Origin of the sequence: Limnospira platensis NIES-39 (genome assembly GCF_026000695.1) — a bacterium.
GTDB classification, from domain to species: Bacteria; Cyanobacteriota; Cyanobacteriia; order Cyanobacteriales; family Microcoleaceae; genus Limnospira; species Limnospira platensis.
Map to the genome: position 1 here is coordinate 4,002,615 of NZ_AP026945.1, position 19,179 is coordinate 4,021,793.

General features: G+C 47.1%; 25 protein-coding genes and 1 pseudogene. 2 read left to right on the forward strand and 24 right to left on the reverse strand.

The genetic code is table 11. The features are described 5' to 3' along the window. Positions 1 to 32 precede the first annotated feature (32 nt). From N39L_RS19705 to N39L_RS19715, 3 genes are read right to left on the reverse strand one after another with little or no spacing between them, the layout of a single operon-like run. Positions 33 to 230: a hypothetical protein gene (locus N39L_RS19705; protein ID WP_014276118.1), complete on the reverse strand. Its 198-nt coding sequence runs from the start codon at positions 228 to 230 to the stop codon at positions 33 to 35. A 16-nt stretch (positions 231 to 246) separates the two neighbouring features. Beyond that, positions 247 to 696, reverse strand: a complete 450-nt coding sequence (locus N39L_RS19710; RefSeq protein WP_014276119.1) for a PIN domain-containing protein — start codon at positions 694 to 696, stop codon at positions 247 to 249. After that, positions 650 to 856, reverse strand: coding sequence for a hypothetical protein (locus N39L_RS19715; RefSeq protein WP_006616072.1), 207 nt, complete (start codon positions 854 to 856; stop codon positions 650 to 652). The genes N39L_RS19710 and N39L_RS19715 overlap by 47 nt, the downstream gene beginning before the upstream one ends. A 442-nt stretch (positions 857 to 1,298) precedes the next feature. Here N39L_RS19715 and N39L_RS19720 point away from each other — a divergent pair, with 442 nt between their 5' ends. Then, positions 1,299 to 1,520 carry a DUF2281 domain-containing protein gene (locus N39L_RS19720; protein ID WP_006616269.1) on the forward strand — a complete coding sequence of 74 codons (222 nt, stop codon included), beginning with the start codon at positions 1,299 to 1,301 and terminating at the stop codon, positions 1,518 to 1,520. Next, positions 1,520 to 1,906, forward strand: coding sequence for a type II toxin-antitoxin system VapC family toxin (locus N39L_RS19725; RefSeq protein WP_014276122.1), 387 nt, complete (start codon positions 1,520 to 1,522; stop codon positions 1,904 to 1,906). The genes N39L_RS19720 and N39L_RS19725 overlap by 1 nt, the downstream gene beginning before the upstream one ends. Before the next feature lie 39 nt (positions 1,907 to 1,945). On the opposite strand, the gene N39L_RS19730 is transcribed toward N39L_RS19725, so the two are convergent. From N39L_RS19730 to N39L_RS19830, 21 genes and pseudogenes are all read right to left on the reverse strand, one after another. Further along, positions 1,946 to 2,089, reverse strand: coding sequence for a hypothetical protein (locus N39L_RS19730; RefSeq protein ID WP_162097040.1), 144 nt, complete (start codon positions 2,087 to 2,089; stop codon positions 1,946 to 1,948). A 212-nt stretch (positions 2,090 to 2,301) separates the two neighbouring features. Further along, the gene (locus N39L_RS19735) at positions 2,302 to 2,514 is read right to left on the reverse strand and encodes a hypothetical protein (protein WP_006616206.1); all 213 of its coding nucleotides are present in this window, start codon (positions 2,512 to 2,514) and stop codon (positions 2,302 to 2,304) included. After that, complete coding sequence (locus N39L_RS19740) at positions 2,504 to 2,950, reverse strand: PIN domain-containing protein (RefSeq protein ID WP_006616205.1); 447 nt, start codon at positions 2,948 to 2,950, stop codon at positions 2,504 to 2,506. Before N39L_RS19740 ends, N39L_RS19735 begins: the two co-directional genes overlap by 11 nt. Positions 2,951 to 3,272: 322 nt before the next feature. Further along, positions 3,273 to 3,677, reverse strand: a complete 405-nt coding sequence (locus tag N39L_RS19745; protein WP_006616204.1) for a type II toxin-antitoxin system VapC family toxin — start codon at positions 3,675 to 3,677, stop codon at positions 3,273 to 3,275. Beyond that, positions 3,674 to 3,883 carry a hypothetical protein gene (locus tag N39L_RS19750; RefSeq protein ID WP_006616203.1) on the reverse strand — a complete coding sequence of 70 codons (210 nt, stop codon included), beginning with the start codon at positions 3,881 to 3,883 and terminating at the stop codon, positions 3,674 to 3,676. Before N39L_RS19750 ends, N39L_RS19745 begins: the two co-directional genes overlap by 4 nt. A 337-nt stretch (positions 3,884 to 4,220) precedes the next feature. Continuing rightward, on the reverse strand, positions 4,221 to 4,445 hold the full coding sequence (locus N39L_RS19755) for a hypothetical protein (RefSeq protein WP_014276125.1): 225 nt from the start codon (positions 4,443 to 4,445) through the stop codon (positions 4,221 to 4,223). Positions 4,446 to 4,486: 41 nt separating this feature from the next. Beyond that, the gene (locus N39L_RS19760) at positions 4,487 to 5,902 is read right to left on the reverse strand and encodes a hypothetical protein (RefSeq protein WP_014276126.1); all 1,416 of its coding nucleotides are present in this window, start codon (positions 5,900 to 5,902) and stop codon (positions 4,487 to 4,489) included. Positions 5,903 to 5,933: 31 nt separating this feature from the next. Then, positions 5,934 to 6,317 carry a hypothetical protein gene (locus N39L_RS19765; RefSeq protein WP_014276127.1) on the reverse strand — a complete coding sequence of 128 codons (384 nt, stop codon included), beginning with the start codon at positions 6,315 to 6,317 and terminating at the stop codon, positions 5,934 to 5,936. A gap of 456 nt (positions 6,318 to 6,773) precedes the next feature. Beyond that, positions 6,774 to 7,661 (reverse strand): hypothetical protein, encoded by an 888-nt coding sequence (locus N39L_RS19770; RefSeq protein WP_006616209.1) that lies wholly within the window; start codon positions 7,659 to 7,661, stop codon positions 6,774 to 6,776. A 42-nt stretch (positions 7,662 to 7,703) separates the two neighbouring features. After that, positions 7,704 to 8,306 (reverse strand): hypothetical protein, encoded by a 603-nt coding sequence (locus N39L_RS19775; protein WP_231851962.1) that lies wholly within the window; start codon positions 8,304 to 8,306, stop codon positions 7,704 to 7,706. Positions 8,307 to 8,545: 239 nt separating this feature from the next. Beyond that, positions 8,546 to 11,740: a CHAT domain-containing protein gene (locus tag N39L_RS19780; RefSeq protein WP_014276128.1), complete on the reverse strand. Its 3,195-nt coding sequence runs from the start codon at positions 11,738 to 11,740 to the stop codon at positions 8,546 to 8,548. Positions 11,741 to 11,846: 106 nt separating this feature from the next. Continuing rightward, positions 11,847 to 12,086: pseudogene (locus N39L_RS19785) on the reverse strand (hypothetical protein); the annotation flags it as partial. A gap of 16 nt (positions 12,087 to 12,102) precedes the next feature. Then, a complete protein-coding gene (locus N39L_RS19790; RefSeq protein WP_014276129.1) occupies positions 12,103 to 12,438 on the reverse strand; it encodes a transposase in 336 nt (111 codons plus the stop codon). A 151-nt stretch (positions 12,439 to 12,589) separates the two neighbouring features. Next, on the reverse strand, positions 12,590 to 12,781 hold the full coding sequence (locus N39L_RS19795) for a hypothetical protein (RefSeq protein WP_014276130.1): 192 nt from the start codon (positions 12,779 to 12,781) through the stop codon (positions 12,590 to 12,592). A gap of 154 nt (positions 12,782 to 12,935) precedes the next feature. Continuing rightward, positions 12,936 to 13,145: a hypothetical protein gene (locus N39L_RS19800; RefSeq protein WP_006615891.1), complete on the reverse strand. Its 210-nt coding sequence runs from the start codon at positions 13,143 to 13,145 to the stop codon at positions 12,936 to 12,938. A 384-nt stretch (positions 13,146 to 13,529) separates the two neighbouring features. Continuing rightward, complete coding sequence (locus N39L_RS19805; RefSeq protein ID WP_014276132.1) at positions 13,530 to 13,883, reverse strand: DUF433 domain-containing protein; 354 nt, start codon at positions 13,881 to 13,883, stop codon at positions 13,530 to 13,532. A gap of 662 nt (positions 13,884 to 14,545) precedes the next feature. Continuing rightward, on the reverse strand, positions 14,546 to 14,812 hold the full coding sequence (locus N39L_RS19810) for a DUF4336 domain-containing protein (protein WP_286131390.1): 267 nt from the start codon (positions 14,810 to 14,812) through the stop codon (positions 14,546 to 14,548). A 69-nt stretch (positions 14,813 to 14,881) separates the two neighbouring features. Continuing rightward, complete coding sequence (locus N39L_RS19815) at positions 14,882 to 15,361, reverse strand: hypothetical protein (RefSeq protein WP_014276133.1); 480 nt, start codon at positions 15,359 to 15,361, stop codon at positions 14,882 to 14,884. Positions 15,362 to 15,578: 217 nt separating this feature from the next. After that, positions 15,579 to 16,046 carry an NACHT C-terminal alpha/beta 1 domain-containing protein gene (locus tag N39L_RS19820; RefSeq protein WP_014276134.1) on the reverse strand — a complete coding sequence of 156 codons (468 nt, stop codon included), beginning with the start codon at positions 16,044 to 16,046 and terminating at the stop codon, positions 15,579 to 15,581. Next, positions 16,047 to 18,725: a HEAT repeat domain-containing protein gene (locus N39L_RS19825; RefSeq protein WP_014276135.1), complete on the reverse strand. Its 2,679-nt coding sequence runs from the start codon at positions 18,723 to 18,725 to the stop codon at positions 16,047 to 16,049. It abuts the gene before it with no gap. Next, entirely contained in the window at positions 18,700 to 19,167 is a 468-nt protein-coding gene (locus tag N39L_RS19830; protein WP_043468439.1) for a hypothetical protein, read from the reverse strand. The genes N39L_RS19825 and N39L_RS19830 overlap by 26 nt, the downstream gene beginning before the upstream one ends. Positions 19,168 to 19,179: the final 12 nt, after the last annotated feature.

Here is a 19,179-nt window from a genome sequence, read left to right on the forward strand (position 1 = left end):
TTTTACCCCATCCCCGCCACTGAGAAACCCGGTTACTGAAGACCTCGGATTTTCCGTAAATCCTCCAAAAACTCCTCCCGCGTCACCGACTCTAAAACATCACGCCGCTCCTGGGTATAATCTCCCTGACCCCAACCCATTTGTTGCAAAAAGCGAATTGCATCAGACTGTCCCAAATGATTGACTAAAATCTGATAGCCTTTTTCTCTTAACTCTACTGCATTCATCATCCATAACTCCTGATTATTACTCCTGGAAAACCTGAATCAACCAAACCACCGGATTGCTAACAGGAACCTTTAATTGAGATGCGTACCTGCGAGCCGTTTTAAGAAGGCGATCATCAGTAGAAAGAAAAATATCTGCCCCAGCCGCTTCAGCACAAGCCAGATGAAAAGAATCGAACAGCCCAAACCCAAATCCTTCTAATTGTTGTGAACGTTCCTCCACCGTCGGATTAATGTCTTGCATCTGGGTTGCTAACGCCAAAAGACTAAGGATGCTCGTTTTTTTCTCCAGATTTCGCATTTTTTCCAGTTCCACAGCGATCGCTTCACTCGAAATGAGTTGCCATTCTCCCGTGCGAACTCGTTCCAGAATAGCTAAAACTGAGTCTCCCTCTAGCCGAACCCGTTCCTGCGCCCAGTCATCAAAAGGGCGATTGAGACAACACACATCTAAATATACCGCAACCATCCAACCCCCTAACATTAGCTACCACCAACTCCCACGCCTGTACAAAACTCTCATCCAGCAACTCCAGGTGACGGTTAAGGATTTGCGGCTCTTCCCCACTGGTACAGGTCAGCAGTTCTTGAATCAGGGAGGGATAAGCCTGTACAAGCCTTTCATCCATCGCCACACCATCAGCAAAGACATCCCCCCCATTTTAACCCCCCAACCCAGAAATCGGATTGCACTCATCCCCTCATTTCCCCCCAAACTCTCCCAAAAACCCGGTTTCCGCCCTCAATCCTGAAACCGGGTTTCTTGCACCGACCCATTTCCCACTACAGCACCCCTGAAACCCGGTTTCTTTCCCCCCACTAGCCAAGAAACCGGGTTGCGCTCATCCCCTCATTTCCCCCCTAAACCCTCCCAAAAACCCGGTTTCCGCCCTCAATCCTGAAACCGGGTTTCTTGCACCAACCGATTTCCCACTACAGCATCCCTGAAACCCGGTTTCTTTCCCCCCACTAGCCAAGAAATCGCCTTTCACCGCTACAGCCCCCCGGCCTCTCATCCCCCGCTTCTCCCTAAATAGTACAATCAACATAACCCCACAATTGAGGTCAATGATGAGTCCCCTCCTAGAAAAAGTCTTAGCAGAAGTCACCCAACTCGATCGCCAAGAGCAGTTGCAACTCGTCTCCTACTTAATTACCCAGTGGCAACAACAGCCTAACCTATTTGTAGACAAAAAAATCAGCCGTAAAAATTTATTTGGTTGTATGCAGGGCAAAATCAAGATTGCCGAAGACTTTAACGCACCCCTCAATGATTTTGCTGAGTATATGTGATGCGCTTATTGTTAGATACACACATCTTTATTTGGCTGATAGACGGCAACCCAAAACTTAGCCAAACCGCAAGGCAAGCCATCGAAGATGAAAGTAACACGTTGCATCTAAGTATTGTTAGCCTCTGGGAAATAACCATTAAAACTAGCCTCGGTAAACTCGAACTGGCAATCCCACTCGAACAAATTGTTATCAATTTTATTCTTCCCAGCGATATTGAAATTCTACCCATTCATCTGCCGCACTTATTGATATTACAAACGTTACCTTTCCATCATCGAGATCCGTTTGACCGATTATTAATTTCCCAAGCCAAATCTGAAACTTTAACCTTAGTATCAGAAGATGGTAGGTTTGAGCAGTATGAAGTAGAAATACTTTGGTAGTTTATCGAATACCACTCCCACCAAAGTAGGGCTGTTTCATTAAAAAATTAAACTTATAATCTTTAGGGAGTTCGATGAGTAGGTATTTTCTTCATTAGGATAGCCGAAGAATTCTTGAATCAGGGAGAGATAAGCCTGCACTCTGGGTTCATCCATCGCCACACACCGGGTAGGGGATACCATCGGGATTTTACCCCACCCCCGCCACCGAGAAACCCGGTTGCTGAAGACCTCTAGCGATCGCTTCACTGGAAATGACTTACCAATTCCCTAGAGATTATCGTCCCCCTTCAACGTTACCACTCCGGGCGGACGGGGGGCGAAACTCAGGCGATCGCCTCCCCAATGGGTAACTAGAGATTGATATCGAGCGATTCTTTTTTGTAAACACTACCTCAAGTTTTTCCCTGCTCAAAAGCCCGAACCTTCTCATATAAACTATCCACTGTTTCATCCGCAAATATCTCATCTTTACTCAACAAATAATCCCCTTCCCCCAGTTGACAAGCCACAACAAATCTCGCAAACTTGACAGGAGCCATGTGAGCGGATAGGATTTTTAGCCCCTCTTTGATAACTTGTTGTTCCGTCGGTAAATCAACCTTCATAATCAACCTCCGTGATAAAATAGGTAGGATTCATAACGGGTAAATCTAGTCCTTGGCAGCGATTAATCAGACGTTTATCGCAGGTGAGAAAATAATCACTCCCAGACGCTTCCGCGCTGGCAATGTGTAAAGCATCTAAAGACTTAACACCCATCTCTTCCAGTGCTTTTGCTCGAAGGCGGATCTTAGGTGTCAGTTTCTGATATATCTTGGACAAACTCAGCCAGAGATTGACAGCATTGGCACGCTCAAGACGAGAGTTGCGACTATTTTCATAGTCTAGAACACTGGAACTGACCAGAGCAATTTGCTGACTTTCAATCAGGGTGAGAATTAGAAGAAACGCCTGGGTTTCTAAAAAGATTTTGACCTGTGATTGATCGTCAAAGGGACGATTTAAAACGCTTGTGTCTAGGTAAACACGCATACCAGACATCCACCTCCAGTCAAGTGTTGGTGGGCAAGTCTAGAGTATCAGTTTCTACTGACAACTGACTATCCCTGCACACCCTAGTATTTTAGTCCCTGCCCTGAACGTTGAGGCGTTCTTGAATCAGGTGTAGATACACCTGCACTCTGGGTTCATCCATCGCCACACACCGGATAGGTTACACCATCCCGATTTTACCCCACCCCCGCCAGTCCAAAACCCAAGAAACCGGGTTGCACTCATCCCCTCATTTCTCCCCTAAACCCTCCCAAAAACCCGGTTTCTCTCCCTTTGCTAGTTTTCTCGCTTCCTCAACCCAGTCTTTAACTTAGGGACTGATGAGGATAAGCTCAGGGAAATAGGTTTGGTAACGGGTCGCATCACGAGTGAGCAGACTGTATCGGCACACAAACCCATGAGCACCAGTATAGAAATCCGGTAAAGGCGATCGCCTCACCCCACCCCTACGACGATATTGCAAAAAGGCTTGACCCGCTAAAAATGCCGCCTCATAAGGTAATCCATCTCTCTGAAAAAAACGAGAAGATAAGACCGATTCCACTTCCGTTACATCTCGAAAACCAATGGATACTTCTGCATAAATAATCGGGTTGATATGCAGTGTTCCGGTTTGGGCACAATCAGCCAGTTGCGCTGCTGACCAGTCAAACCAATGGAGATCTTCAGTTAATACATCGAGAATCACATTACTATCCACCAAAAAATCCGTCATTCCTCACCCCGGGTTAAATTCAGAATCTCATCAGTGGTCAAGTCCCCTGTAGCTTTTCCCCGCAGACTGGCGATTAAAGTTGCTCCTTGGGGGGAGGTGTTTTGATACCGCCAAGCTAAAAAGTCTAAGAATATTTTCGCTTCTTCCAGAGCAGGTTGAGGTAGATTGCGGAGAATAGCCAAGATTTCAGTTTCTGTGGTTAGCATAGTGCATTTCAGGATAGTACCCTCATTTTACTCCATCCTCCCAATCCAAAAACCGGGTTTCCTTGCCCCCCCAACCCAGAAACCGCGTTGGACCGCGCCACCTCAGCCGAATTTTACCCCACCCCCGCCACCGAGAAACCCGGTTGCTGAAGACCTCTAGCGATCGCTTCACTGGAAATGATTTACCAATTCCCTAGAGATTATCGTCCCCCTTCAACGTTACCACTCCGGGCGGACGGGGGGCGAAACTCAGGCGATCGCCTCCCCAATGGGTAACTAGAGATTGATATCGAGCGATTCCTTAGCCGCCGACTTCTTAAACCGGACAGCATACCCTTCATTTGCCCTTTGCTTCTGCCTGAATGTCTTGTTTTAACTCCTCCCAAGGCACCTCTTCCTCATCCTCACGAGTATGAGCCACTAACACATCATAGAAATCTTCCCATAACTCACTCCGAGGAAATCCGTAATTCCTGACCCTCCCCACCTCGACAGCCGAGGATTTCTTGAATCCGGGAGAGATACCCCTACGATCGCCCTTAGCGCGATCGCCCTTTTTCAATCCAATATTTGGCAGCTTTGAAGGCTAAATAAGCCACTAGACTACTGATGGCGATACGTCCTCCGGACACGCTGCGCGAACGCACTCAAAAACGGATGGGGATATCTGCCAAATTCTGCTTCCCACGGAAACGTCATCCGTTGGGGTTCAAATAACAATCCGCTACTGGAGGCAACGATCGCACCCCCAGCAATTCCTACCCCCACCGCCTGAATGTGATCCTGGAGTTTCTGCTGCTTTTCTTGAATGTGGCGATCGCGTTCCGCTTGGTCAACTTCCACTAAACCGCGAATCGTGGCAATTGCTTGATTGAGGAGGTTGGAACCGGGATAAAAGTAGTTTAAATCAGCGCGGATTTGTTCTTGAAAAGTTATGGCTTCCTTTTCGTAAAATAACCGCCAACCTTCCATGGGGGTTTCTGCCAGTTGTTCCATGCGTTCTAAACTGGTTTGATAGTTTTGGCGATTGATGGCGATCGTATTGCGCGCATATTCCATATTTCGCAGTTGTTGAGAATAGTTGAGGGAAGTCGCCAGCAGCGTTTTTAAGGAGATTTTCAAAGTTGCCAATTCGGCGGCGGACAGGGTTGCCGTTTTTTCCCGGTTTAGATAGTTTTGATGTAACTGATTTAATTGGGTTTCATTTTCTGCCACAATGCGATCGGCGCGATCGTAATAAATCCGACTATCTTGAAAACTTTTACAGATTTTGTGATAATATAGTAGTAACTCCGGCAATTCCCAATAACACTTTTGCAGGATTAAAGTTGGCTGTTCTTCAAATAGAAACCAAGTCAATAAATGACCGTAGGGATTTTCCTCTAAATCCGCCCTCGGACTCCCGTACTCATACAGATATCCACCCAGCAGATTATAAGCGCGATAGAGAGGCGGTAATTTCTCCCCATTTTCCAGGTGAAAAAACTTAATCCAGCCTTGTCTAGCCAGAGGTTCTAAGTCGCGAATATTATCCGGTTTATTGGTGTTTAAATAGGCACTTAATAACAGAGTTTGCCCTAAATTAGAAGCCGAATCCGGTGACGGTTTAAAGCAATTCCCCGGGTTGAATTGAGCTAAATCCGCCAGCTTATATTCATCTTGTCCGGGGGTTTCGGGTTGGTAAATATTCAGATTTAGGGCATAACTATCATGGAGACATTGAGGATAAATAAACCCTTCTAAATCCTGTTTAGTGCTAAAGTCAACTGTAGCTCTTTCATCATCAGCACCGACCAGCAAATCAAAATTTTGGGAAGGTTCATCGGAGCGAATATCTAACTCTAAGTCTACCTCGAACTTGTTAAGAATACTGCTATATTTTTTCCGTACCCATTGGGGGTTAATGTGGTCTAAGGTTTGGGCGGGGGTATCATCATTTGAGGTCACTAAGCCGCGATGATATTCATAGGCGAACCAATACAAACTAGGGGCGTAAATTGGGGCTATTTTATCGCTCATATTTATGGTTGCTAAAGATTAGGTAAACAGATTAGGAGTGTGCTTGTTTTGCCTGTTGCACTCTAGCCACCAGTAAGGCCTTATTATAGACCGTTTCCGGTCGTTCTCCTTCTGCTGGTTTGGGGATTGTCTGCCCTTGTTGTTTCATGTGGGCGCGAACTATTATCAACTCTTCTGGGTTGAAGGTAATCTGATACTCGTTACACCATGATTTAATGATTTTCGCCAGTTTCAAGGTTTTATCTTCGGCGGCGGTTAATTGGTCTTCTAATACTTGTAGATGTTCCGACAGTTTGGGGTTATTTTGGGGGTAGGTTTGACATTGTTCGAGATAGGTGAGGAAGTCTTCGATAGTTTGTAATAAATCTGAGTTGGAAATGCGATCGCTCATGGTATTATCTCCGAATGTGAACATACCGAGTCTGTAGCAGCATTTGGGCGGTATTAACCAATTTTAACAAGGAAACCCGGTTTTTCACTGTTGGGTGTTGGGTGTTGGGTGTTGGGTTACGCTGCGCTTCACCCAACCTACTGTCTTACTCCCTCTCCCACAGGGAGAGGGCTGGGGAGAGGGCCGAGCATGATTCCTTATTGTTGGGTGTTGGGTGTTGGGTTACGCTGCGCTTCACCCAACCTACTGTCTGTCTTACTCCCTCTCCCACAGGGAGAGGGCTGGGGAGAGGGCCGAGCATGATTCCTTATTGTTGGGATTGTTGGGTGTTGGGTGTTGGGTTACGCTGCGCTTCACCCAACCTACTGTCTTACTCCCTCTCCCACTATGACCAGTTATAGCTTCGGCGATATTATCTTAATTCCATATATTATAAACGGTTAAAAGCCCGAATTCACCCGCCATTGATTAGTTTTTAAACTAATCAGCAGATTGATTAATGGGGTGGATGAAGTCGAGGACGGAATCGCGGTATTCAATTTCAAGGTTATAAGAACAAGGCATATTTTTGAAATACTCCACTATTCCTGTCAGGATTTTAGACATGACTTCTGGATAGAGGCTTTTTAATTCAACTAAACCATCCCTCAAAAGTTGATTAGTTTGTCGATAAGGAGTTAACCCAATCAGATAGCTCATTGATTGTTGCCAACCATCTTGGGTTTGTTGTTGCTGCTTTTTGCTTTTATTCTTTAATTTTTCAATCCCGCGTTTCACATCGTTCAGATAATTGATGATATATTCATCATTATAGGAAAAACATAACTCTCGGTCACCCAAATTACGCAAATTCGGATAAAATTCGGTATTTTCCTCATTTTGGGCTAAATTTACATACATAAAAGTTTTACTCTGTTGCCATAAATCGAGCAACTCAATAAACCAATCATCATGGGTTTTCGGTAGCCGTTCGAGTTCCTCGGCTAAATCACAGCTATACTGAAAATCATCTTCATACTCTATACACATATCCAAGACGAGGCGATTAAAAATTTCAAAGTCACATTCACTTTCTTTCCAACCATCGGCTTCTAACTGTTCAGTACAGGCAGGAATAATGTCATGACTCATCGCGCCTTGCATGAGTAAATTATGGAAGTCTGCCCAAGCGTCATCGGATAATATTTCATATTCTTCGCCAGTTTCTTCATCGATGCCGTAATAGTGGATTTTATCATCCTCATCCATCCTCAAAATGGCAAGGGTTTCTATCGAATCATAATCTTCTTTTGAAGTGACGAAACGCGGAAGTGCATAACTTCCCTTGACAAACCGACTACCTGGTGTTTTTCGATTTTTTGCAGCCATAATCTTTTCAACTGTCTCCCAAATTTAACCTTTGAAACTGAGTTATTTAGATAACGACTTGAGGTTATCTTTATAAATACACAAAAAGTTTTCTGCGTGAGTAGCTCCAATTTTTTGGATTTCTGGAGGGAAAGCACTTAAAAATGCGGTTTGTCCGGTAATGTTAAAAACGGCTGCACCTTCAGCCGTCCCTCCATGAAGATACACTAAATCTGGAGCTAAATTTAGCCACATTCCCAAGCGTTGAGCCACATCGTAAGCTGTGATTTCTCCTAATCCTTTAACGCGAGCAGTCACCGACTCTATCCAGTGATGAAGTTCTGCAAAGGTTTTAAACTGCTGTGCTTGCTTACCATCTTGGCGAGATACGTTTAATCCTTCTGCTAATTTACGAGAGGGTTGGCACTGATGGGGGTGCATTTTTCCATTGGCACGTAGAGAAAGCCAAGCTCGTTCCAAGGCTGCATCCCAAGTCAGGGTGCGATCGCCCCACCATTGGGTTTGAGCTTGATAACAAGTTCCGAAATGAGCGAGATAATCATTCACCCAATCAGCAAGAGTGGGTTGATTTTGACTACCCATATTGCTAGGGATAGAATGACCGCATAATTTGCCCGATGTTTGCTTCTTGCAATTGCCACTCATAGCTTCCTCAATTTTTCAGAGATTAACTAACGGCAAATAGCTCTTGCTTATTTATAGCATAATTTGATTGTTAAAAGCGTTAAATTATGTCAAGATTTGTCCCTGATTAGTTGGCTATTCCCAGTAAGGCTCCAGCCCGGGCAAGAGATGGCGTGTAACGGGACGAGAACACATAACAACTCCCTTCAACTCTTGCTCCCTCTCCCTCTGGGAGAGGGCTGGGGAGAGGGCATTATCCACTACAAACCGATCGCCACAAAAGCGGACCAATAACGGCGATCGCCAAAGGGACAATCCTCATCATAATCCATTAACTTAAACTCAATTATCTCACATTCCTCCTCCGTCATCTGCAAACCCTGACCACACCACTCTAAAAACCCCGCCGCCGAAACCCCTCTGAGCCAATTTTGCGCCTTATGTAATGCCATCACCACCCGCTCATCTTGGCGGAATTCATAATAGAAACGAATCGCCAAACAAGCCGTGGCAAAATCATCCACACACCATAAACTACTCACCACTGCCGGAGTTCCCGCATACAAAAACCCACTGGCTAACCCAATATATTCATCGGTCAATAAACTCCCCATTAGTCCCGTCTCACAAGCCGAAAGCATCACCAGACGACAGGCGGGAATTTCCAGATTGCGATAAATTTCCCCCAGGGTTAAGCCTTGCTGTGCGGTGTCGAAGCGGCGACCATCCCGGAGGGTGAGGGTCTGGCGTTTTTCCTCCCTGGGAGCAGATTCGAGGGGTGTATCCCCTGCCAAAATCACAGCGGAATTGAGGGGATTTTCGCTATCAAAGCCCCCGTGACAGGCAAAATGAATGACATGACTCTGGCGCAGTTTCTCCAGAGTTTCCCGGCGATTGAGGGCGGATTTCGTCGCCGCTTGCTGGGTGAGGATATAGCAGTTGGGGTCGAAGTAGGGGCGGATGAACTCCACCTCCATTTGGGCATAGCTGAGGTCTTGGGTGGGGTTCTGCACCGCGAAGAATTGGGGTGGGGTGGCGGGTTGGGGGCGGTGGTGGATGTAGTCGAGAATTTGGCAACTGGGGGCGTAGCTGACCCCTTGGCTAAAGCGCTCCAGTAACGGCGTGGCGGGGGCGTTGAGTTCAACGGATAAGGCGTGGAGGGGGAACAGGTGCAGGTAGAGATGGGGAATCAGAATCAGCCGTTGACAGGTCTGGGGGAGGGCGGCGATCAGACTGGACAGGTGGAGATGTTCCGCCAGGTCCTCCAGGCGACGGTCTAGGGCCTTGTACCAACTGGGTTGGCGGTAGTCGGCGAAGTAGGTTTGGTTGAATTGGTCGAGGGTTTGGCGTTGGTCGGCGCTGTAGCTGTGGGCGCGGATGTGGGGGCGGTCTTGGTCGAGGGTGACGGTGAACGCCCAGGCTCCCAGGTCGGGGTCTTGGGGCAGATACCATTCGATGAGAGCGGTTTCCGGGGTGAGGAGTTGGCGAAAGTCCGGCAGTTGGACTTGCACCTTCGCGAAGGCGTTGAAGTCGGGGTCGTTGATTTGCGCCAGGAGGCTGTCCCGTTGTTGCAGCAGGCGTTGCAGGAGAGGGGTTCCCGGTGCCTCGGTGGGTGTGGCTATCTCCCGGTTTCCCCGGTTCCCGGTTTCCCCCGCTCCCCCTGTCCCCGACTCCCCGTCTGCGGCGTTCTCCGGTGCTGCGAAGGATTGTTGTAGGGCGGCGATTTCCCGGTTGAGTTGGCGGTATTGTTCCTGTTGTTGGGGGGTGGCGTTTTTGGGAACCAGGTCGGCGCTGGTGAGCATTTCCATCAGGGTGCGGGACTTGCTGCGCTCGACGGTGAGGAGGGCTTGGTCGTAGCGTTCCAGGTGGAGGCAGGCTTGTATCATTTTGCCATAGATGGGCAGGGCATCTTCCAGGATTTTCCGTTTCGTGTCCGGGGAGGTGGCCCAGTCCCGGCTCTGTTCCACGGCGCGGATGGCGTTGTCGTAGCCTTCGATGGCGATTTCCCAGTTTTGGAGGGTGTAGCCGAGGTTGCCGAGGTGGCGTCCGGTCTTGAGGCAGTTTAGGGGGAAGGATGAGGGAGTATAGACTTCCAAAGCGGCTCGGGAGCAGGAAATAGCATCTTCTAGGTTTTGTGCCCGTTCTGCGCGGATGCGGTCTGAGTAGGCAAACCCCAGACAAATTTGGGTTAGAGCCCAGTATTCCGGAAAGGCATCGCGGGTGTAGACTGACAAGGCGGATTGGTAGCAGGAAATCGCCTCTTCTAGATTCTGTGCCCGCTCTCCTTTGATGCAGGTTTCATAGGCAAACCCCAGACAAATTTGGGTCAGAGCCCACTTTTCGGGAAAGGCATCGCGGGTGCGGACTTCCAAGGCGGATTGGTAGCAGGAAATCGCCTCTTCTAGGTTCTGTGTTCGCTCTCCCCGAATGCGTTCCCCGTAGGCAAACCCCAGATTATTTTGGGTCAGAGCCCACTTTTCGGGAAAAGCATCGCGGGTGTAGACTTCCAAGGCGGATTGGTAGCAGGAAATCGCCTCTTCTAGGTTCTGTGCGAGCTCTCCTCGGATGCGGTCTGAGTAGGCTAACCCCAGGCAACTTTGGGTCTGAGCCCAGTATTCGGGAAAGGCATCGCGGGTGTAGACTGACAAGGCGGATTGGTAGCAGGAAATCGCCTCTTCTAGGTTCTGTGCCTGCTCTCCTTTGATACTGTGCCTGTAGGCTAACCCCAGAGAAATTTGGGTCATCGCCCAGTATTCCGGAAAGGCATCGCGGGTGTGGACTGACAAGGCGGCTTGGAAGCAGGAAATAGCGTCTTCTACGTTCTGTACCCGTTTTCCCTGGATGCGGTCACGGTAGGCTTCCCCCAGAGAAATTTGGGTCATCGCCCAGTATTCGGGAAAGGCGTTGCAGGTGTAGACTTCCAGGGCGGCTCGGTAGCAGGAAATTGCCTCTTCTAGGTTCTGTTTCCGCTCTCCCCGGATGCGGTTTTTGTAGGTAAACCCCAGATTCATTTGGGTCAGAGCCCAGTCTTCGGGAAAGGCATCGCGGGTGTAGACTGACAAGGCGGCTCGGTAGGCTGCAACGGCAATTTCTAGATTATTAGCTCGACTGCCTAATTGGAATTGCCGAATATCAAGAGCAAAATCATAAAAAATCCTGGCTAAGTATTGATTTTTTCTAATCTTATTACGGTCTATTTGGGAGTGAAACCATTGGGTGATGGTTTCAGCAAAATCGAGGTCCAGTTGGTCTTGGTATTTTTGGAAAATGCGATGAACTTTTTTCCTACTTAATCCCCTTTTTTTGGCTTTCAGAATTTCTAACCAAATCGCTAAATACTCAGGGGATATCGCCTCAACGGTCGGGTTAGAGGTTCTGGGAGGCTGGGAGGTGAATAAAGGGGTGTTGAGCCTCTGCCTTATGTTTTGCCATCTCTCACGCCAACTCGACATCATTTTGCCTCCATGAGTCTGGGTTCGGTGCTGTCAGTTCAGTGAAGCCTCGCGCCACCGCACCTTAATTGTACCCCACCCCGCGACTCTTTGAACACCCCCACCAGGTTCACAAGTCACCGGAAAACCGAGCCAAAAGCTCCTCCCGCGATAACTGCCAAATCAACTGTGCTTGCTCCAAGGGGGGCACTTGAATTAACCCCTCGATAATCTCAGCTAATTCTGCATCCACCGCACCAAATTTAACTTGTAACATACTTTCAAGGAGCGATCGCTGTCCTTGTTGGATACCTTGCTGGATGCCTTGTTGAACTCCTTGTTGGATACCTTGCTGAACTCCTTGCTGGATACAGCTTGTTCGATATTTAATTAGTACAGTAACCGCATTTAGTAAACCATTTCTTAAACGTATTTTTTCTCATCAGCATTAGAGCCAGTTTAATTAACTGTTCTAGTGCTTCCATTGCTCGTGTTGGAAACATTCTGACCACTGACTTAACCGTTGACCGCAACATTTCAATAGGATTGAAATCTGGTGAGTAGGGTGGTAAATATTCTACTCTGGCTCCCGTAGCAGTGATCATTTCTTCAATGCCCTCCATTTTATGGATATTAAGGTTATCCATAACTACGACATCCCCTGGATTCAGTCTCGGAACCAAGTCCTGTTCAATAAAATCCTGAAAATCTTTACCTTTCATAGAGCCTTCTATGGCTTTTTTAGCGGGTGCATCTCAATGAGGAGATGAGTATAATTACTCAGGGCAAAAATATACTCTTACCCTGATTAAGCAGCTAACGCGCCATTTAGATAGGCACAGCGATCGCCTTTTTTCGATTGGCCCGTTCTGATCAATCAGGCGGCGCATTTTCTAACAGATGTTCAGGATGTCCGCCCAACCTTTCGACAATAGTTTGCCGTGGTTGTAAACTCAACCAGCATTCTTGAACCAAGCGTTTAATCAATTCATCCCTGGTCGTTTTTTCCCTGGCTAAAATTTCCACTAAACGGGCTTCTGTTTCTGGGTCTAGTTCTATATTCATGAGGCGTTCTGATTTGTGCTTGATATCTAATTCTACCGAATTTACCCTAACTCATCCTATTATAGCTAAATGCTGAGAAACCGGGTTTCTATGGATATCTCGGTTAGGATACAGAAACCCTGACAGCAACCCGGTTTCTTTGATTCCACTCAACCTAAGACATTTCCAGAACTTGTTGGAGAGAGGCAGAGAGTTCAATAGGCATAAAATATGCGTTAGGATAGAGGTAATCTTCCCCTGATTCATCAATTATCCGCAGCATTTGATGACTATTCGCTTTTGAGTCGGGTAAGACTGGATAAATCTTGCGAACTTCTAGGGAAGCTGCATAGTCTGTATTTTTGATGCCAACAACAAAGTTCATTAGTTCATGGCTTTTCCTCTCATGGATAAAGCGGCGGCAGTTCAACATCCAATAAAAATTACTTGATTGGCGAAATCTTCTAATTCTCCCATTTTGGCGTAAACCTCTAACTATTCGATCGCATAACCCATCGACACTTGAGGACTTAAAAAGAAAATTCCGGTAAACGCTTTACCTTGATTGACGCAATTTTTATCTAACACTAGAAAATCATGATCCGTGGTTACAAGAGGACGCTTTAGTTGCACAGACTCAAAATTATTTCATAAATAGCACTATTATTATTGTCTTCTTGAGCGGTCATAACCTCAACCAATGTCAGTTTTAAACCAATCTTAATCGCTCGATGGAGTGGAGCCTCGAAATAGTAATAGATTGCCATTTTCATCCTTGCTGCTGCTGCCATTTTTGCTGAAGCCTTTGTTGAAAATCGGCAGTATTATGACCGACTCTCATTGTAATTAAATCAGCTTGCAGGTTCTGGATGTTTTCTTGTTCTTGAGCAATTTGAGCATCAATTTGGTGTTGATAGGTGTAGTAATAACTGAGGGCAGAATAAATGGCAGCGAGGGAAATTTCTGGGTGTTGAAAGTGCAGTTCTTCTGGACTCCAGCCGTGGGCGTGTTTTTCTTGAATCAGTTGGGCAACTGAAACGCGACTATTGGCAATAGTTGCCTGATTTTGAGCATCAATGTCTAGGTATTGCCAAGTTACCGGAGTATCGGTGATGAATGTCATATTAAGGATGGGGATATGGGTTGATACTAGGGGGTTACGACTATTATAGCCAAGTTGCCAGAAACCGGGTTTCTATTACTATCTTTGTTAGGATATAGAAAGCCTGACAGAAACCCGGTTTCTTAGAGTCAGTTTTAGTCTTTCTGGATTTCTAGGTTGGCGAAGTGTTGTTGCACGAGGCTATCGGTGCATTTATTTAGGGAGTAAAAATCAGGTTTTATATTGGTGGAATATAGGATAAGGTAAACACTAGCTTCAACGCCAAAAAGATTCATACCCTTTCTTTAATTTTTCTGTGCTATCTCGCTAAATTATACTTCCATGAGCCATAATAAATCGCTCGAAATCCCATAACATTACTTGTTAAAACGATTGTCTAAATCGCTCTTTTTAATTGGTGGCTATCCTTTCCATGAGTGATAGACTTAATTGTTTATATACTCCCAGCAGTCTAGCTTAAAATTGTGTCATAATTGGAAATGTTTCATCAAAGTGCAATTCTGTATCTGTCAAAATCAGAGTGCGACTTGCAGAATGAAAAACACACATTCATTAAGTGAATCAATTCCCGTTAAGCCCCAAACTCTTAAACCATCGAATAAGACAAAGTATAATCCAGGTAATAACTCACCTCGATCGCCCCTGATGGTCTGGTCAATCGGTCAATCGGGTTTTTTAATGGTTAAACCAGGGGCAGCCCCAAAGGTTGCCTGGGGATAAATAGATTTGAAATTAGCTGCAAATAAATAATGATAAAGGTTAGGGGCAATAATATACTTGACAACTCCCAGTTGACCTAGCTGGCTGACAAGTCTGTCGCTAGATTGAATTGGAGAAATTACCGCGAGTTCTCGATTAGCCAATCGAATAACCGTCATCCTGTTCCGACACTGAGTCCCAAATATCGGAAGGTCTATTCTGCAACCCAAACATCTATATCAACTTCTTTTAGCATGGTTTTGGTGAGTAGTTTGATGGCTAGGTTTAATGGTAGGAGCTTATGGTTTTAAAAACAACTTTGTCGATCGCATCTGAGTTAAGATATTTTGACGCGCGCGATACTCCTGTTTAGAGAACGATCGCCCCCTCGGTTGATTGTGCAGCCACTCCAACCCCTGCCCCACCTCTTGACGAAATTCCGTCACTTCTTGGCGCAACCCCTCTAGGCGTTCCTCTAGGGTTTGTAACAAGTCGCTGATGGTGGTTTCCATTACCCCCAACCGTTCACAGACTTCCGCAAAACCAGAATCAATACTATGGGAAACATCCCGAAAAAACTCCTCCTGCTGGGTGACGTTTCTCCTTTTACAGGCTGCCATGTTGAGGCGGATGAAGATATCACCCCATTCTGTATCGGTGAGGTTGCCTTGTTGGGTGAGTTGGTATTCTTGGGGGGTGAGGAATTGGTCGAGTTGGGCTTCTCGTAGTTCAGGGTAACGTTGCTGGGTGAGTTCCTGTTGGGCGATCGCTAAACCCACCTATATATCTCGCCTAATTCAATTAGTGATTTCCCTGGGCAAAAATACCCTACAACCGAACACCTAAGCGTCATCAATATGGTAGTAGCTTAGGGGTGGCTGCCATCGCCTTTTGGTGTCACCAACAACAGCAATTATAGCCCAGTTTCCCGCAACCGGGTTATAGCAGAGCCATGTCCGATGATCAGGGATTGAATTTACTGCTAATTTCACCGGTTCATCGTGCCAAGTTTTGCAACCACTGGAGGAGATGGGCAATCAAATCGGGGTCGCTTTCTAGGAATTGCGGTAATCGGCACTCCGGGAGGGGTTGGGGGACAACCACCGCCATGGGGGGATGGCTAAAGCGGGCGAGTTTATTGAGTACCGCGATATCAAAGCCTTGGGGGGGTGGGTCGGTGGGTTCTTCGTAGAGGATGAGGGCAATTGGATGGTCGCTGAGGTCATCCTCGCAGTAGGCTTGTAATTCGGCAATGGTACCGGGTTTACCGTCGGGACTGGCGGGACAACCGGCTTTTTTCAAGGTGGTGTAGATTGGCAAGGCGGGGTTGCTGGGGTCGCTGAAGCGGCTGCGATCGATGCAAATGGGTTGGCAGTTGAGGGGGTGGGTTTGGATGGCTTGGTTGAGGATTTGGGGGAGAAGGGCGAGGTTACACTGTTGAATAAAGGGGGTGTTGTCTTCCACTTAGGGATGAGGGGTGGTGGGGAGATTGTGCCAGGGTTGATAAAATTCGGGATAGGGGAGGTTTTCGGCACAGTTGCAGATGAGTTTGTAGGATGCCTTGAATAGGTCAAAGTTGTTTTCGTAAACTTCATCGCTGAGGCAGTCTTTTAAGGCGGAGACGACTCCTGCATATTCTTCCGGTGTGGTGAGGATTTTCCCTACACTCCATGCTGCCAGCCTACGGGTATCTTCATCCTCAGTAGTGCGGATAATTTCGAGCAACCCAGCGATCGCATCAGGATTTCCTTGTCCGATTTCCCCTAAACTATATGCCACCAGACCACGGGTATCTTGATCCTCAGTGGTGCGGATAATTTCAAGCAACCCAGCGATCGCATCAGGGTTTCCCGGGTCGATTTCCCCTAAACTATATGCCACCAGACCACGGGTATCTTGATCCTCAGTGGTGCGGATAATTTCAAGCAACCCAGCGATCGCATCAGGATTTCCCTGTCCGATTTTCCCTAAACTCTCTACTGCCTCCCTACGGGTCTTTTCATCCTCAGTCGTGCGGATAATTTCAAGCAACCCAGCGATCGCATCAGGATTTCCTTGTCCGATTTCCCCTAAACTATATGCCACCAGACCACGGGTATCTTGATCCTCAGTGGTGCGGATAATTTCAAGCAACCCAGCGATCGCATCAGGATTTCCTTGTCCGATTTCCCCTAAACTATATGCCACCAGACCACGGGTATCTTGATCCTCAGTGGTGCGGATAATTTCAAGCAACCCAGCGATCGCATCAGGATTTCCTTGTCCGATTTCCCCTAAACTATATGCCACCAGACCACGGGTATCTTGATCCTCAGTGGTGCGGATAATTTCAAGCAACCCAGCGATCGCATCAGGGTTTCCCGGGTCGATTTCCCCTAAACTATATGCCACCAGACCACGGGTATCTTGATCCTCAGTGGTGCGGATAATTTCAAGCAACCCAGCGATCGCATCAGGATTTCCCTGTCCGATTTTCCCTAAACTCTCTACTGCCTCCCTACGGGTCTTTTCATCCTCAGTCGTGCGGATAATTTCAAGCAACCCAGCGATCGCATCAGGGTTTCCCGGGTCGATTTCCCCTAAACTATATGCCACCAGACCACGGGTATCTTGATCCTCAGTGGTGCGGATAATTTCAAGCAACCCAGCGATCGCATCAGGGTTTCCCGGGTCGATTTCCCCTAAACTATATGCCACCAGACCACGGGTATCTTGATCCTCAGTGGTGCGGATAATTTCAAGCAACCCAGCGATCGCATCAGGATTTCCCTGTCCGATTTTCCCTAAACTCTCTGCTGCCTGATAACGGGTATATTTATCCTCAGTGGTGCGGATAATTTCGACCAATACAGCGATCGCATCAGGATTTCCCTGTCCGATTTTCCCTAAACTCTCTACTGCCTCCCTACGGGTCTTTTCATCCTCAGTCGTGCGGATAATTTCAAGCAACCCAGCGATCGCATCAGGATTTCCCTGTCCGATTTTCCCTAAACTCTCTACTGCCTCCCTACGGGTCTTTTCATCCTCAGTCGTGCGGATAATTTCAAGCAACCCAGCGATCGCATCAGGATTTCCTTGTCCGATTTCCCCTAAACTATATGCCACCAGACCACGGGTATCTTGATCCTCAGTGGTGCGGATAATTTCAAGCAACCCAGCGATCGCATCAGGATTTCCTTGTCCGATTTCCCCTAAACTATATGCCACCAGACCACGGGTATCTTGATCCTCAGTGGTGCGGATAATTTCAAGCAACCCAGCGATCGCATCGGGATTTACCTGTCCGATTTTCCCTAAACTCTCTGCTGCCTGATAACGGGTATATTTATCCTCAGTGGTGCGGATAATTTCGACCAATACAGCGATCGCATCGGGATTTACCTGTCCGATTTTCCCTAAACTCTCTGCTGCCTGATAACGGGTATATTTATCCTCAGTGGTGCGGATAATTTCGACCAATACAGCGATCGCATCGGGATTTACCTGTCCGATTTTCCCTAAACTCTCTGCTGCCTGATAACGGGTATATTTATCCTCAGTGGTGCGGATAATTTCGACCAATACAGCGATCGCATCGGGATTTCCTGGGTCGATTTTCCCTAAACTCTCTGCTGCCTGCATCCGACTGTCCTTTTCTGGGCAATTCTCAATAAGTTCAATCAGTGCGGACATCGCCAAGGGTCTAATGGTTTGTGGTATCACCTCTCTCGCCGCTTCTTCGATGGGTTCTAAAAAGGTTTGCCATTCCTGTTTTTCAGTATTTAAATAACCAAACCCCCACTTCACCACCTGCCGCACAATATCGGTAGCCAGAGAACAAGCCTTAAATTGATTAATTTCAGCAGCAGCCAGCAAATATGTTTTATATTCATAAAAATCTCTGACCCCATCCTCAAACTCAACCAACGCCCGAATCAAATCCTCCTTCTTCTGAGCCTGAATATCCTTACGCCCCAACCAACACAAAATCACCTGCTTCCACTGCTTCTCAAAAATCCGATACCGCCTCCCCGCCACCGGAGAATCAACATGATTCCGAGGCAGAAAATAATCCCAATCCTCCACCGCCAACGCTGCAAAATACTCCTGAAACGTCGCATGATAAAAGGCAAAAATACTATCGCCGCGTCCATCTCTGCCCACCCGATTTAACCAACCCAACCGCAACACCAAATAAGCCCACGAAGTCTGATCTGATTCCTCCCCTAGATGCTCTTCCACCAAAGCCTGTGATAACCGAAATCGCTGCCGGGGCAAATTCAGCGCAGCCTTTGCCAGTTCCCCCCAATTGCCGATTCAAATTCTGCTTTAATTTCGTGGTATTCGTGCCACCAACTTCCGCATACTTTTCCAAGTCATTTAAATTCTGATTCCACTCATAAATTTTTCGCAGGTAACGCTGATATAACTCCGCCTGAGTGTCCGGCAACGACCCATCCCAAATCATGCATAGCATCGTCAAACACAAGGGATTTTGGACTAAATCAAGGAGGTTTTCCCGTCCCGGTTCATGGAGGGCGGCGATTAGAGCATCTGCAGGAGTTGGGGTTGAATTTTTCATCGCATTCTGGTGGGAGTCAGGCATAAATTACTAGGA